The following is a 14633-nucleotide window of genomic DNA, read 5'->3' as shown; positions in this document are numbered from 1 at the left end:
GATTGGGGCTCGACGTTCCCAGCCGTTTCACCATCGCGCGAGGATGAACGGTTCCCGGCCGCTACTCCGCCGCCCGCACCTCTTTCTCGATCTCCGGCAGTACCGCCGCCCGCGGCGTCTCCCCCGGATCGGGCGCATAGCCGGTCAGCAGCCGTGCGCCCCGGCCATAGGTGAACCACGACCATGCCCAATGGACATAGACCGACATGCGGCTGCGGAAATCGACCAGCAGCATCAGATGGACCAGCGACCATGCCAGCCACGCGACGAAACCCTTGAGCTTCAGCCCCGCAATCTCCGCCACCGCGCGCGACCGGCCGATCACCGCCATCGTTCCGTAATCGCGATAGCTGAACGTATCGTCGGGGCAATGCCCGGCCACCTTCGCCGCAAGCAGCCTGCCGACGAAATGCCCCTGTTGCTTGGCGACCGGGGCCAGGCCGGGCAGGGGGCCGTCGCCCGAGTCGAAACTAGCCACGTCGCCGATCGCGAAGAGATTGGGATGCCCCGGCACCGAACAATCGGGTCGTACCTTCACCGCGCCGTTCTTCGCGGCATCGGCCGACAGCCACGCCGCCGCCGGACGCGCCTCGGTTCCCGCCGCCCATAGCACCGCCGCCGCGTCGATCCGCTGGTCGCCGACCGTCAGCCCGCGTTCGTCGATCGCCTGTACCTTTTCGCCGGTCCGCACCTCGACGCCCAGCGACTCGAGCATCTCCCGTGCTGCCTGCGACAGCTTCGGATCGAACGCGCGCAGGATATGGTCGCCCATCTCGCACAGCACCACCCGCGTCGCGCGCGGATCGACCCGACTGAAATCGCGCGCCAGCGTCGTGCGCGCCAGTTCGGCGATGGTGCCGGCCAGTTCGACGCCGGTCGGCCCGCCACCGACCACGGCGAAGGTCAGCAACCGTCGCAACTCGGCCGGATCGTCGCATTGCTCGGCCCGTTCGAACGCACCGAGCAGCGCCGCCCGGATCGCGAGCGCATCGTCGATCGATTTCAGCACGAACGCATGGTCGCGCCAGCCATCGTTGCCGAAGAAGCTATACCCGGCACCGGTCGCCACGATCAGGTAATCGAAGCGCAACCGCCGGCCATCGGTGAGGCACAATTCGTTCGCAGCGGCGTCGATCCCGCTCGCTTCCGCCATCAATATGCGCGTGTTTTTATTGCGGCGCAGCAGGGCGCGATTGGCGGTCGCGATATCCGCCGGCGACAGCGCGGCGCCCGCGACCTGATACAGCAACGGCTGGAACAGGTGATGGTTGGTCCGGTCGATCAGCGTCACATCGGTATCGGCTTTGCGCAGCGCCTGTGCCGCCGCGATCCCGCCAAAGCCGGCACCGAGGATGATGATATGGGGTCGCATATGGCCTCCATCCGTCCTTTTCGCGGGTCCGGCCGCACCGTGCGACCGGATCACCAACCCGTCAGCGCAGCCTTCGTTGCGCGGCGTTGCCGCCCTGCCGCACCATCGCTGCCATATTGCCACCATGTTCCTGGCGGCTTCGCCACGGTTCGTTCATCCGCCTGCAAGATACCGTTGCCCTTATAACACAGTAGCGAGTTTCGTGACGTTCCTGTTGCGACGCAATGCAACCGGGGGCGCGGTTCGGGGTTCAGAGGGGCCACGGACAAACCGGCGCAGCTTCGACGTCGGGACCGTAAACGCTGATGAGGTTTTGTATGCGTAAGCTTTTCACTGTCGCTGCCGCTGCCGCCGCTTTCGTCGCTGCCCCTGCCTTTGCGCAGGACATGTCGACCACGACGCAGGACACGACCACCACCTCCGAACCGGCCCCCGCCGTGACCGCACCCGACGGCACCAGCGGCATCGGTTTCGAACCGTATATCGCCGTCATGGGCGGCTGGGAGCAGTTCGACTCCGAAGCCACCAAGGCCGGCATTCCGCAGGTTGCCCGTAACGACAAACTCAACGGCGCGCTGGTCGAAGGGATTGTTGGCTTCAACGTTCCGCTGGGTCCGGTGTTCGTCGGTGCCGAAGGCAGCGTCTCGAAGGGCGTGTCGGGCGACATCGATTGGGATTACGGCGCGGCCGGCCGTTTCGGCTTCCGCGCGGGTGACTCGGGCCTGATCTACGGCAAGGTCGGCTATCGCTGGGTCAATTTCGACCGGTTCGGTACCGCTAGCCGCGACTATCACGAAATGACCTACGGCGCCGGTTTCGAAGTCGGTCCGAAGGACATCGGCCTGGGCGGCATCACCGGCAACTCGGGCGTCCGCCTGCGCGGTGAAGTGTCGACCTTCGGTTCGGCGCACAGCTTCCGTCCGATGCTGGGTCTGACGACCCACTTCTAAACATCGGCCCGGTTCGGGCGGGTCCGGCGTATCGGGATCCGCCCCGGTAACTGCGTAGAGACAGAGGCTCCGGGCGTCGGCCCGGGGCCTTTTTCTTTTTCGCACAGTCCGCTCGTGCAGGGCGACCGGTCGTTCGCCATCAAAAAAAGCCGCCGGGCGCAAACCCGACGGCTTATTCCCGTAGGACGACGGGAAGGCTTATTCTTCGACGGTCACCCGACCGCGGCGGACGATCATGCCGCGCTCGGCCATCTCCTTGCGGAAATCATGTTCGGCGTCGGCAACCTCGCGGCGATATTCGTGCCACGCATCCTCGCGCGACGACGCATCCTTTGCGCGCCGCAGATCCTTGCGCAGTTCGCGCTTCGCTTCCGAGATGTCGGTCTTATAATCGAGATAATAGGGGTTATAGTCCGAATAGACCGGGACCGACCGGTCTTTGGCCAGCGACGGCGTCGCGATACTGGCAGTTGCAGCTGCGGCGATCAGTAATGAAAGGCGGTTCATGCGGGTTCTCCCTGGATCAGAACTTGCCGGGGAAGAACCCGCGTGGCGCGATCGCGGTTCCTTCATCTGCCGTTCATCTACCGGCGGACGAATGGCGACTTGCCATGTTCGGCGGTCTTGCCGGATCGATTATGCATGCCGATGTTGGGCCGATGAACGGGAGCAGGCAATGGCCGGACGCGTGAAGCGCAAGGCAGGACTGGCAGCGGCCGAAGCGCTCGCCGCACGCGCGGTCGAGCCGATGAGCTGCGCGCTCTGCCGTCGCCCGATCGGCGTTCAGGTCGAATGGCATCACCGCGTGCCCAAGAGCGAGGGCGGCCGCGAGACCGTACCCGTCCACCCGATCTGCCACCGCACCATTCATGCCAGCGCGACCAACGCCGACCTCGCCGGTCCGCTCGCCGACCTCGACACGCTGCGCGAGGTTCCGGCGGTCGCGAAGTTCGTCAAATGGGTCGCCGACAAGCCCGCCGATTTCCGGGTGCCGGTGCGGCGGGGGCGTTGAGCGCATTCGCTGCCGCCCCTCGCGTCGTTCCCGCGCAGGCAGAGCGACATTCGCACTGTCCTACACGATCGACGGTCGCCATCATGCTGCCGGGTCGTCGCGACCCGCTCTTTGACAAGTCGGAACGCAGGGCGCGCAAACCGCGTGCGAGTGTGAACTTCGTGAACTTTGGGTGGCGGGCACGGGCAAAGCCCGTGCCGTCGGTCGGCGCTTGAGGCGCCGCCGGCCGATCGCGCCTTGAGGTTCGCGGCAGCCTACGCTGCCGCTTGCCCGGCGCTCATTCCGCCGCCACGCCGCCGAACATGTCGCCCATCCCGCTGGCTTCTTCGTTCGCCGGCGCGATGACCTTCGCCTTCTGGCGCTTGTCGAAGCCTTCCCAGACCTCGTTCCAGTTGCCGCGCGTCGCCGCCTTCGAATATTCGGTCGCGCGCTGTTCGAAGAAGTTCGCATGCTCGACGCCGTTCAGCAGCGGCGCCAGCCACGGCAGGGGATGTTCGTCGATCAAATAGATCGGCTTCATGCCCAGCTGCCCCAGCCGCCAGTCGGCGATGTAGCGGATATATTTCTTGATTTCCTTGGCGGTCATGCCGTGGACCGGCCCCATTTCGAAGGCGAGGTCGATGAAATTGTCCTCCAGCCGCACCGTCGTTTGGCACATGTCGGCAATGTCGTCGCGCACCGAACGGGTCAGGCAGTCGCGTTCCTTGCAGAAGGCGTGGAACAGCTTGATGATGCCTTCGCAGTGCAGGCTCTCGTCGCGGACCGACCACGACACGATCTGCCCCATGCCCTTCATCTTGTTGAAGCGCGGGAAGTTCATCAGCATCGCGAACGACGCGAACAGCTGCAGTCCTTCGGTAAAGCCGCCGAACATCGCCAGCGTCTTGGCGATATCCTCGTCGGTATCGACCCCGAAATTCTGCAGATAGTCGTGCTTGTCCTTCATCTCGCTATATTCGAGGAAGGCGCCATATTCGCTCTCGGGCATGCCGATCGTGTCGAGCAGATGGCTGTACGCCGCGATATGCACCGTCTCCATGTTGGAGAAGGCGGCGAGCATCATCTTGATCTCGGTCGGCTTGAAGATGCGGCCATATTTCTCGTGATAGCAGTCCTGCACCTCGACGTCCGCCTGGGTAAAGAAGCGGAAGATCTGCGTCAGCAGGTTGCGCTCGTGCGGCGTCAGCTTCTGCGCCCAGTCGCGGCAATCCTCGCCCAGCGGCACCTCTTCGGGCATCCAGTGGATCTGCTGCTGGCGCTTCCAGAAATCGAACGCCCAGGGGTATTCGAACGGCTTGTACTGCTTGCGGGCTTCGGTGAGCGACATGGGGCTTACTCCGGGGAAATTTCTGGTTTGCTATAGAATTCTGTTGTGCTCTCGCGCAGGCGGGAGCCTAGGGTCGCGAAGGTCGTCGCTTATGGCTCTGGACCCCCGCTTCCGCGGGGGTACGGTTGGGTCGGTTCATGGCGTGCTGTTCCACGACCATTGCGCGAGCCCGAAGATCGCCAAAATGATCCCCAGTGCCAGCGCCATCATCCCCACCATGCCATGCGCATAGCGGCTCTGCTGCGTCGCCCGCGACCGCAGGCGCAGCAACAGCCACATGCCCGTGCCACCTGCGACCAGCGCGATGGCCAGCATGATGAGTACGTTCTGCGTCATGCGACCAACTGCCGGGACATGCGTTTGACCGCCGCCCCCAACGGAGAATGAACATGGCCGATCTCAGCAACATCAAGGAACATGCCGAAGTCATCGGCGCCGACGGCGTCCATGTCGGCACCGTCGACCGCGTCGAAGGCGACCGCATCAAGCTGACCAAGAAGGACAGTGGCGCGGAAGTCGAAGGCGCCTCGAGCAGCCATGAAGGGCATCACCATTATATCGACGGCGGCCTCGTCGCCGAGGTTGAGGGCGACACCGTCCGCCTGTCCGCCAATGCCGACGTCGCGGTGACGTTCGAAACCGAAGAGGATGGCAGCGCCATCTGATCGATCGCCCGATTTGCGACGGGGAAGGGGGCTTTCGGCCCCCTTTTTCGTCGCCTGTTCCGCCACGCCGTCAGACGGGTCCGCTGCGCGACCCCGCTGCCCGCCGTGGCGAGTCATCGATTTGCTCACGCAAATCGATGCCGCCCGCTCACTGACAGGCCAGGCACTCATCATAATCGGTCGTCTCGCCCAGATCGAACTTGGCCAGCTCGGACGTATTGTCCGCCTCGACCCCGCCGGCGAACCCGGCCCGCTGCACCGACTTCGAGCGCAGATAATAGAGCGATTTGATGCCCAGTTCCCATGCGCGATAATGGAGCATCAGCAGGTCCCATTTCTCGACATCGGCCGGGATGAACAGGTTGAGCGACTGCGCCTGATCGATGAACGGCGCACGGTCCCCGGCCAGTTCGAGCAGCCAGCGCTGGTCGATCTCGAAGCTGGTCTTGAACGTGTCCTTCTCTTCCTGGCTGAGGAAGTCGAGATGCTGGACCGACCCGCCGCGCTCGAGGATCGTGTTCCACACCGCATCGCTGTTCTTCGACTTGGCGATCAGCAGCTTTTCGAGATACGGGTTCTTGACCGACCACGATCCGCTCAGCGTCTTGTGGGTATAGATGTTCGCCGGGATCGGTTCGATGCAGGCGCTGGTGCCGCCGCAGATGATGCTGATCGACGCGGTCGGCGCGATCGCCATCTTGCAGCTGAACCGCTCCATCACGCCCATATCGGCCGCGTCGGGGCAGGGGCCGCGTTCGTTGGCGAGGTGCATCGACGCCTCGTTCACCTGCGCGTTGACGTGGCGGAAGATTTTCAGGTTCCATGCCTTCGCCATCGCCCCCTCGAACGGCAGGCTGCGCGCCTGCAGGAACGAGTGGAAGCCCATGACGCCAAGGCCGACCGACCGCTCGCGGCTCGCCGAATAGCGCGCGCGGGCCATCTCGTCGGGCGCACGCTCGATATAGTCGGTCAGGACGTTGTCGAGGAAGCGCATCACATCCTCGATGAACCGCTTGTCGCCGTTCCATTCGTCCCAGGTTTCGAGGTTCAGCGACGACAGGCAGCACACGGCGGTGCGGTCGTTGCCGAGGTGATCCTTGCCGGTCGGCAACGTGATCTCGCTGCACAGGTTCGAGGTGGAGACCTTGAGGCCCAGATCACGGTGATGCTTGGGCATCGTGTTGTTCACATGGTCGCTGAACACGATGTACGGCTCGCCGGTGGCGAGGCGGGTTTCGACCAGCTTCTGGAACAGCGACCGCGCATCGACCTTGCCGCGGACCGACCCGTCCTTGGGGCTCTTCAGCTCCCATTCGGCGCCGTCGCGCACCGCTTCCATGAACGCGTCGGGGATCAGCACGCCGTGGTGCAGGTTCAGCGCCTTGCGGTTGAAGTCGCCGCTGGGCTTGCGGATTTCGAGGAACTCCTCGATTTCCGGGTGGCTGATGTCGAGATAGCAGGCAGCCGACCCGCGCCGCAGCGACCCCTGCGAAATGGCGAGCGTCAGCGAATCCATCACGCGGACGAACGGGATGATGCCGCTGGTCTTGCCGTTCAGCCCGACCGGCTCGCCAATGCCGCGCACGCTCCCCCAATAGGTGCCGATGCCGCCACCGCGCGACGCCAGCCACACATTCTCGTTCCACGTCTCGACGATGCCCTCCAGGCTGTCGGGGACCGAGTTGAGATAGCAGCTGATCGGCAGGCCGCGTCCGGTGCCGCCGTTCGACAGGACCGGCGTGGCAGGCATGAACCACAGCTTCGAGATATAATCGTACAGCCGCTGCGCATGGGCGGCGTCATCGGCATAGGCCGACGCCACGCGCACGAACAGGTCCTGATAGGATTCGCCCGGCAGGAGGTAGCGGTCCTTCAGCGTATCCTTGCCGAAATCGGTCAGCAGCGCGTCGCGCGAATGATCGACCTCGACCGCGTGCAGCAACGCGTCGACCGTGCGGCTGGTACGTTCCGGGGCCGGGGCGGCGGGGGCCGGATCGGCGAATTGCAGCTCGTTCATCTGGGCATCCTGACTATCCTGGAAGGTCATCGTCCCGTTCCTTTTGTGTTCTAGCACGGGGCGCTAACCCCTGTCGATTTCTGCGGAACGTCCGCGCGCGCCATCCCTGTTGACAAGCGTTGGCGGCACTGGAGGTTCCAGCGGGTTACACACTATCGGTAGCGCCTCCCCCGCGTTCGCCACCACTAATTGTAGGAAAGCGGGCGGTGCGCAAGACGGCAAATTTTTCGTTCACGCCGGGCATTGGCGGCATTCGGGCGGGCAGAGATACGCGACGCACGGCGATCCGCCGGGTTCGTGAAATGCAAGCGAACTTTTCGTGAACGCAGAAAAATATGATCGCCCGGAATCGAGCTTCCGTGCGGAACTTTATGTGGCGGCAGCGTGGCGGTATCGCCGCGCGACGCGCGCCTGCCACAGCATGAGCAGCGGCACGACGATCAGTTCGATACCCAATCCCAGTACATGTCCCGGCGATGGCACGCCGACGCCGGCGAGCGACACCAGCCGCGCCAGTCCACCGCCCACGACCATCGCGCCGAGCAATCGAAACCGCGCGGTCCTCGATTCGATCGCGGGGATACAGGTCAGAAAGGCGATCCCCATCACAAGGAAGATGCCGGAGAGATAGCGGAAGTGACTGTCGAGGTCGGTCGCGGGGGCCGGTTGCAACCATACCGCGCCACGCACGATGCCGAGTGTCGAAACCATCAGCGGGACGATGCAGACGATCGCGACCGCGGCCTGCAACAGCGCCCGTTCGCCGCGCGGGGTCATTTGCGTTCGCGTTCCAGCAATTCGGCGCGGACGCGAATCGCATGGACCGACATCCGCACCTCGAACAGGAACCAGACCAGCCCGCCGATCAACAGCACCATCGACAGGACGAACGCGATCGCCACCGCCTTGCCCAGCCCGAGGTCGAGCAGTTCGGCGATGAACAGCATCGCGACGACGGTACAGTTGGCGACGGCCGACAGCACGACGAGGAACACGGCATTGTTGATGACGCGGATGCGCCGGTCGAGCAGCCGCAGTTCGAACACATGCCGCTCATGCTCCGGCCCAGTCGAGGACGGATGGAGCTTCTCGAGGTCGCGGGCCCGGTCGACGATCCGGGCCAGCCGCCCGACCATGACGTTCAGGATCGCGCCGATCCCGGCCAGCAGGAAGACCGGCGCGATGGCGGTCTGGATCGTCTTGGCGACGGTCGACAGGACAGGTGCGAATTCCACGCGTCTGCTATGCCGTGGGCGGAAGGGGCGGGCAAGGTTGCGCAGGGACTGCGACACCGGATCGCTACCCAATCGTAACGGGTTATCGGCATGATGCTGCCCATGTTGCTGCGTACATCCCCACCGGTCGCGCGAACGACCGACGAATTGCCCGACGCGATCGACAAGGTCGCGGAATCGGCGGCCCCGACCCATCGGTTCCTGCGCCGCCAATGGTATGCCGCGGCGCTCGACACCTATGGCGGCACGGCGCGGACGTTGCTGGTCGAACGCGGTGGGCAGCCGATGCTGGCGTTGCCGTTGATCGGGCTCGGGCCGGCCCCGTTGCGCATGGCGCAACTGCCCGGCTGCTACTGGCCGTTCCGCAGCGGACCCGTCGCGCTGGACGCCGGCCCCGACGATTTCGCGGCGCTGCTGGGCGAGGCGGGGCGGCAGGTGCGCGGATTCCGGCTGGGTCCGGTCTATGACGACGATCCGATGCTACAGGGTCTGCTGGATGCCGCCCGGGCGAGCGGCTGGCGGGCCATGCCGCGCTTCATCGCCGACAGCTATCTGCTCGACATCACCGCGCGCCAGGCGGAAGGGGTCTGGCCGCGCCTGTCGACGCTGCGCAAGAACCGCTTCAACGAAAAGCATCTGGCGGCGCTCGGCGAACCCGACTGGTCGTTCGCCAGCGGTGCCGACTGGACGCCGGCGCTGTTCGACGACCTTGCCGCCGTCGAACGGGCCAGCTGGCTGAACAGCCGGACCGATGGCAGCGACGCCAAATTCACCCTGGACGGGCATGGCCGGTTCTGGCGATCGGTCGTCGCGGATCCGGTGCTGGCCGACATGCTGTGGGTCGCGCTGCTGCGGATGGACGGCAAGCCCGCCGCCTTCTCGTTCGATATCAATGCCGGGACCCATAAATTCGCGATCGCCAACAGCTATGACGTCGCCTTCCGCCAGCGTTCGCCGGGAAAGCTGCTCTATTACCGCAACCTTGTCCGCGCCGTCGCCGACGGCATCACCCGGGTCGATTGGGGCGCGGGCGACAGCGGGTATAAGCGGCTGATCGGCGCCGAACCGGGGCCGGCGATCCGCGACTGGCTGTTCCTGCGGCCCGGCCTCCCCGCATTGGCAGGGCGTCTGCTGGCGAAGCACTGGGCGAGGCAGGGTCAGGCTCCAACCCGTGAAGCTGCGGATGGGGATTAGTCGAACCATACGCGGCATTGCCGATCGGCTGCGCATCGGCCAATATCGCGGCTTCACAGCCACCGGCGGCGATCGAACATGACTGGCCCATCGCTATCCGTCTTGCGCGCGCACGTCGATCGGCGACGGGCTTCCCTTGCCGGCTGGCAGCAATCACCGCTTGTGCGGCACGCCGTCGATCTGGCCGGCTATACGATCCTGTTGATCGCCGTGTCCTTCGTTGCGATGTCGCTGTCACCGCTGCCACAGGGGCCGGTGCTGATCTGGCCGGCCACGCCCATCGCGGTAGCGCGGCTGACCCGCGTGCCACTATCCCGCTGGCCGTTGCTATTGGGGGTCACTGCCGCCAGCCTGTTCCTGTTCAGCGTGCTCAACGGCGTGCCGTCGGCGCTGGCCATATGTTACATTCTGCTCGATCTCATCGTCATGCTGCAGGTAGCGGGCTGCCTGCGCAGGATCGACCCGGATCCCCGTACCCTGCGCGGCTATGCCGGGGTCATCTTCGTCTCGATATTGGGGGCGGGAACCAGTACGCTGCTGGCCGCGCCGGTCAACGCGCTGCTGACCGACAACGGTTCGCTTTATTCCAGTGCGAACTGGTTCGCGTCGACCGCGATGGGACTGATCGTGCTGCTGCCGGCGCTCAAGGCGACGCGCCGCGCCCTGTCGGAGGAATTGCAGCTCTTCTCGCCGGCGCTGTTGCTGCCGGTAGCGGTATCGATGCTGATCGCCTTCGTCGTGTTCGGCCCGGGCACCAATCCGTCGCTCTTCTTCCTGCTGCCCTGCACGGTGTTTGCGGCGCTGCTCTATCGTTTCATCGGAGCAGCGGCATCGACGCTGACGATCGCTGGCATCGCGATCGTCTGTACGACGACCGGTAGCGGGCCGATCGCCGATGCCTTTCCGCAGGTCTCGGATCGGGTGTTGTTCCTGCAGATCTTCATCGGCATCATCACGATGACCGCCTTCCCCGTCGCGGCGCTGCTGTACGAACAATCGCGCGCGCTCGACGAGATTTCCGACAAGGAACGCGAATTGCGGTTGCTGACCGATCATTCGAGCGACCTGATCGTGCGGCTCGGGCTGGACGGGGTACGGCGCTACGCCTCGTCCGCCTCGGAACGGGTGCTCGGCTACCGGCCCGAAGAAATGATCGGCTCCAGTCCCTGCGGACAGGTGCATCCCGACGACCGCGACCGGGTGGAACGGATGATGATGGCGCTGGTCCCCGGTGGCGACAGCGTCGTGTTCCATTATCGGATGCTGAACAAGGCTGGCCACTATGTCTGGCTGGAGGGTGCGTTCCGGCTGGTCGGCGACAGTCACGGCGGTGCCGAGGTGGTGGGATCGATCCGCGATATCGGCCAGCGACGCGAGGCCGAAAGCAGGGCCGTCGACGCGGCAAGCCAGGTCGAGGAGCGCCAACGACTGCTCGCCATGGCGGAAAGTGCGGCAAGGCTCGGCCATTGGCGGCTGAATATCCTCGACCGGCGCGTGATGTGGTCGCCCGAGATTTTCCGCATGCACGGCGTTCCACCGAGCGAGGAGCCGGACCTCGACGCGGCGATCGACTTCTATCATCCCGACGATCGGGGGATGGTTCGCGATGCGATCGATCATGCCATCGCCACCGGGGGATCGTTCGCCTTCGACGCGCGGTTGATCCGGCGCGACGGCACGATGCGCTGGGTCGCTTCCCGGGGGCAGGCCGAACGGGCGTTGGGCGCGGGGGTCGTCGGTGTGTTCGGCGTGATGCAGGACACGACCGATCAGGTGCAGGCCATGGCCGAATTGCGCGAGGCGCGCGAAGCGGCCGAGCGGGCACTGGTGGCGAAGGCGACCTTTACCGCCACGATCAGCCATGAAATCCGGACGCCGCTGACCTCGATCCTCGCTGCCGTGCAATTGCTGCGCGACACGCCGGATCGCGCCGAACGGATGCGGCATCTCGACGCGCTGGAACATGCCGGCCGGACCCTGTCCGACATCGTCGACGACGTGCTGACCTTTTCCAAGCTGGAAGGGGGGCATCGCGATTCGGAAGCGATCGTGTTCGAACCGCGCGAGCTGCTCGCGACGGTCACGGGCATGTTCGCGGCCGAAGCGAAACGCCATGACCTGTCGCTCGATTTCGACGTGCCCGAGGGGCGGGTGATCGGTGACCCGGCGCGTCTGCAACGCGTGCTGACCAACCTGGTCGGCAATGCCGTCAAATTCACCCGCGCCGGATCGATTCACATCACCGCGACGCGCGACGACGCCGATTACTGGCGGTTCGAGGTTGCCGATACCGGCGTCGGTATCCGCGAGGACCGGCTCGACGCAATCTTCGAACCGTTCGTCCAGGCCGATGCGTCCACGACCCGCAGCTATGGCGGCACCGGGCTTGGCCTGAGCATCAGCCGGATGCTGGTCGAATCGATGGGCGGCAGCATCGGCGTCGTCAGTCGCCACGGGGCCGGATCACGTTTCTGGTTCCATCTGCCGCTGCCGTTCGCCGGACGCGCTGCCCTGTCCGGAAAGGCATCCGCGCTCGAATCCGATACGATAGGGTCGGGCGAGCGCAGTGGCGCCAGCAATGTCCTGGTCGCCGAGGATAACGACACCAACCGCTATTTGATCGCCGAGATCGTGCGACGGCTGGGGCATGCGGTCGTCGCGGTGGAAAATGGCGCGCGCGCGGTCGAATATGTCACCGCCGCGGCTGGCAATCCGGTCGATCTGGTGCTGATGGATGTGCAGATGCCGGTGATGGACGGCATCGCCGCAACCCGCGCGATCCGGGCGTGGAGCGGCGCGGGGGCGGGCGTGCCTATCTATGCGCTGACCGCCGATCTGTCCGCCGAACGCCGGGCCGAAGTCATCGGGGCGGGGATGAACGGCATTCTGACCAAACCGGTCGACGTACCACAACTGCGCGCCGTACTCGGCCGGACGGCGATGCCGACCGACCGCCCCACCGTGCCCGAAACGGGGGGGCAGGCCATCGATCCCAACCGTGTCCAGTCGCTGACCGACGCGCTGGGTCCTGCGCAGCGCGATACGTTGCTCGGGCTGCTGATCGAGGATGCGGGGCGGATACCGGCCCGTCTGCGCACGCTGGTCGCGCATGACCGCCTCCATCTCGCCCGGCGCGAAGCCCATGCATTGCGGGGTGCGGCGGCCAGCATGGGCGCGATCGAACTGATCGCGGCATTGCAGGTTATCGAGGATGCGCCCGACGCGATGCCGATCGATCCGGCTGTACTCGACGAGATCGATCGCTGCGCATCGGCGGTGATCGACGCGGCCCAGCGGGCGATGGCCGAACCCGTATGACCGGCGGCGGTGCCGTTTCCGCGTTCATGAAGCAGACGCTGAAGCGTTACCGGATCAGGTGGAATCGCCCGCAGGGCGATGGCGGTGGTTCAGCCTGGTCCGGTAGCGCTCTACGCGTCGAACGCCTGTAGCGCCAGCACGGCTTGCGTCCGGTTGTTGACGTTCAGTTTGCGGAAGATCGCCGACAGGTGCGATTTAACGGTCGGTTCGGCCAGTTGCAGGTCGTAGGCGATCTGCTTGTTCTGATGCCCGTTGGCGATGGCGCGGAGCACGCGCAGTTGCGCGATCGACAGCGTCCCCATGCGTTCGGCAAGGTCGATGCGCGGATCGGCCTGCGGAACGTCCTCCGACCCTGCAGGAACCCAGCAATTGCCCGCGAGCAGGTTGCGGATCGCGTCCATCATTTCGTCGATCGACGATGATTTCGGGATGAACCCCTGCGCGCCGAGCGCGCGGGCCTGCGCGACCACCGCCGGTTCCTCGCGGCCCGAGACGATCGCGATCGTCGTCGATGGCCGCACCGCACGCAGCACCGCCAACCCGGCAAACCCCTGCACATCGGGAAGCATCAGGTCGAGCAGGACCAGGTCATAGGCGTGCTGCCGAACGAGACTTTCGGCTTCGGCCAGCGTCGTCACGCAGTCTTTCGTCACGGTCGGGTCGACGGCGCGCGCCGCCATGCCGAGCGCGGTGGCGCACATCGGATGGTCGTCAGCGACAAGAATATGCGTCATCAATCAACCCTTGTTTCCGCTTTCGTTCGATAGCGGAGCGCATTTGGTATATCATGCCGTATGGTCTGTTACCAAGTGGTTGAACAAGTTCGATTTGGAATTGCGGAGTTATACGACCTCCACTCGACCGCCGAAATCGTCGGAAACGACCTGTTCGATCGAGCGCGTAATGCCGCGGGTCAGGGCGGCCGGTATGGCAACCGCGAAGCCACGCGCGATCAGGCCATCGACCGCCCAGCGCACGCAATAATCGGCGGCGACGCCGACCACGATCGCACGGTCGACGCCGCTCTTCCGCAGATCGTCGAAGAACGTATCGCGATCGGTCGGCGGCGCGGCGCCATGGGGGTCGTGCAGAACCAGTCGGTCTTCGGCCCACATGTCGAACACCCCCTTCTCCAATGTTCGGCACGGGATGGCGGGAGGCATCGTCAGGGGATCGATCAAATTCCGCCAGCCGGCGGTTCCCCGGACGCAATGGATGGGAAACAGCTCGGCTTCGGCACTTGCGGGGTAGGTTTCGACGAAATGGGTGTCGAAGGTGAAGACGATCGCGGCCGTGTCGCCGGTGGTGCGCGCGTGCAGCCACTCGGCCAGCGGTCCGACGATGTCCTCCGCACCCGCGACGGGCAGCGCACCGTCCGCCCGGATGAAATCCGCCTGCGTATCCACCACGACGATCACTTCGGCCATGTCGCACCTCCAGTTTCCGGCTGATTGCACATTCCGGACGGATATCGGTAGAGGATATCGAATGTGCGATGCTCGCCTCCAGCCTGTGATGCGGCCGGCCATGACGAGCTGCGCCG

Annotated in this window: 14 protein-coding genes; 5 read left to right on the top strand and 9 right to left on the bottom strand. The window is 65.1% G+C overall.

Going from position 1 to position 14633, the window contains the following annotated elements:
- Window positions 1-61: 61 nt before the first annotated feature.
- Window positions 62-1372 (bottom strand): NAD(P)/FAD-dependent oxidoreductase, encoded by a 1311-nt coding sequence (locus MF607_RS06475; RefSeq protein ID WP_242116745.1) that lies wholly within the window; start codon window positions 1370-1372, stop codon window positions 62-64.
- Between the two features lie 317 nt (window positions 1373-1689).
- Here MF607_RS06475 and MF607_RS06470 point away from each other — a divergent pair, with 317 nt between their 5' ends.
- Complete coding sequence (locus MF607_RS06470) at window positions 1690-2322, top strand: outer membrane protein (RefSeq protein ID WP_242116744.1); 633 nt, start codon at window positions 1690-1692, stop codon at window positions 2320-2322.
- 198 nt (window positions 2323-2520) lie between these two features.
- On the opposite strand, the gene MF607_RS06465 is transcribed toward MF607_RS06470, so the two are convergent.
- Window positions 2521-2829 (bottom strand): hypothetical protein, encoded by a 309-nt coding sequence (locus MF607_RS06465; RefSeq protein ID WP_242116743.1) that lies wholly within the window; start codon window positions 2827-2829, stop codon window positions 2521-2523.
- Window positions 2830-2998: 169 nt separating this feature from the next.
- Here MF607_RS06465 and MF607_RS06460 point away from each other — a divergent pair, with 169 nt between their 5' ends.
- Window positions 2999-3334 (top strand): HNH endonuclease family protein, encoded by a 336-nt coding sequence (locus MF607_RS06460; protein ID WP_431311905.1) that lies wholly within the window; start codon window positions 2999-3001, stop codon window positions 3332-3334.
- A gap of 277 nt (window positions 3335-3611) precedes the next feature.
- Here MF607_RS06460 and MF607_RS06455 read toward each other — a convergent pair whose 3' ends face one another.
- Both MF607_RS06455 and MF607_RS06450 read right to left on the bottom strand, forming a co-directional pair.
- Entirely contained in the window at window positions 3612-4661 is a 1050-nt protein-coding gene (locus MF607_RS06455) for a ribonucleotide-diphosphate reductase subunit beta (protein WP_242116742.1), read from the bottom strand.
- 135 nt (window positions 4662-4796) lie between these two features.
- Window positions 4797-4997, bottom strand: coding sequence for a hypothetical protein (locus MF607_RS06450; RefSeq protein WP_242116741.1), 201 nt, complete (start codon window positions 4995-4997; stop codon window positions 4797-4799).
- A gap of 53 nt (window positions 4998-5050) precedes the next feature.
- Here MF607_RS06450 and MF607_RS06445 point away from each other — a divergent pair, with 53 nt between their 5' ends.
- Window positions 5051-5326, top strand: coding sequence for a DUF2171 domain-containing protein (locus tag MF607_RS06445; protein WP_242116740.1), 276 nt, complete (start codon window positions 5051-5053; stop codon window positions 5324-5326).
- A 148-nt stretch (window positions 5327-5474) separates the two neighbouring features.
- On the opposite strand, the gene MF607_RS06440 is transcribed toward MF607_RS06445, so the two are convergent.
- The 3 genes from MF607_RS06440 to MF607_RS06430 all read right to left on the bottom strand — a co-directional run bounded on the left by MF607_RS06440 (window position 5475) and on the right by MF607_RS06430 (window position 8578).
- The gene (locus MF607_RS06440) at window positions 5475-7373 is read right to left on the bottom strand and encodes a ribonucleoside-diphosphate reductase subunit alpha (protein ID WP_242116739.1); all 1899 of its coding nucleotides are present in this window, start codon (window positions 7371-7373) and stop codon (window positions 5475-5477) included.
- A 339-nt stretch (window positions 7374-7712) separates the two neighbouring features.
- Window positions 7713-8120, bottom strand: a complete 408-nt coding sequence (locus tag MF607_RS06435; RefSeq protein ID WP_242116738.1) for a DUF4345 domain-containing protein — start codon at window positions 8118-8120, stop codon at window positions 7713-7715.
- A complete protein-coding gene (locus MF607_RS06430) occupies window positions 8117-8578 on the bottom strand; it encodes a DUF2721 domain-containing protein (protein ID WP_242116737.1) in 462 nt (153 codons plus the stop codon). The genes MF607_RS06435 and MF607_RS06430 overlap by 4 nt, the downstream gene beginning before the upstream one ends.
- A 90-nt stretch (window positions 8579-8668) precedes the next feature.
- Between MF607_RS06430 and MF607_RS06425 the strand changes: the two genes are divergently transcribed.
- Both MF607_RS06425 and MF607_RS06420 read left to right on the top strand, forming a co-directional pair.
- Window positions 8669-9772, top strand: a complete 1104-nt coding sequence (locus tag MF607_RS06425) for a GNAT family N-acetyltransferase (RefSeq protein ID WP_242116736.1) — start codon at window positions 8669-8671, stop codon at window positions 9770-9772.
- A gap of 162 nt (window positions 9773-9934) precedes the next feature.
- Window positions 9935-13090, top strand: coding sequence for an ATP-binding protein (locus MF607_RS06420; protein WP_242116735.1), 3156 nt, complete (start codon window positions 9935-9937; stop codon window positions 13088-13090).
- Window positions 13091-13200: 110 nt separating this feature from the next.
- Here the strand turns inward: MF607_RS06420 and MF607_RS06415 are convergent, their stop codons facing one another.
- Together MF607_RS06415 and MF607_RS06410 are read right to left on the bottom strand one after the other, a co-directional pair.
- Window positions 13201-13824, bottom strand: coding sequence for a response regulator transcription factor (locus tag MF607_RS06415; protein ID WP_242116734.1), 624 nt, complete (start codon window positions 13822-13824; stop codon window positions 13201-13203).
- A 108-nt stretch (window positions 13825-13932) separates the two neighbouring features.
- Complete coding sequence (locus MF607_RS06410) at window positions 13933-14619, bottom strand: cysteine hydrolase family protein (RefSeq protein ID WP_242116733.1); 687 nt, start codon at window positions 14617-14619, stop codon at window positions 13933-13935.
- Window positions 14620-14633 lie beyond the last annotated feature (14 nt).

The sequence above is a fragment of the Sphingomonas lacusdianchii genome, from assembly GCF_022664395.1.
Lineage (GTDB): Bacteria > Pseudomonadota > Alphaproteobacteria > Sphingomonadales > Sphingomonadaceae > Sphingomonas > Sphingomonas lacusdianchii.
This window is presented reverse-complemented; position numbering and strand designations above follow the sequence as displayed.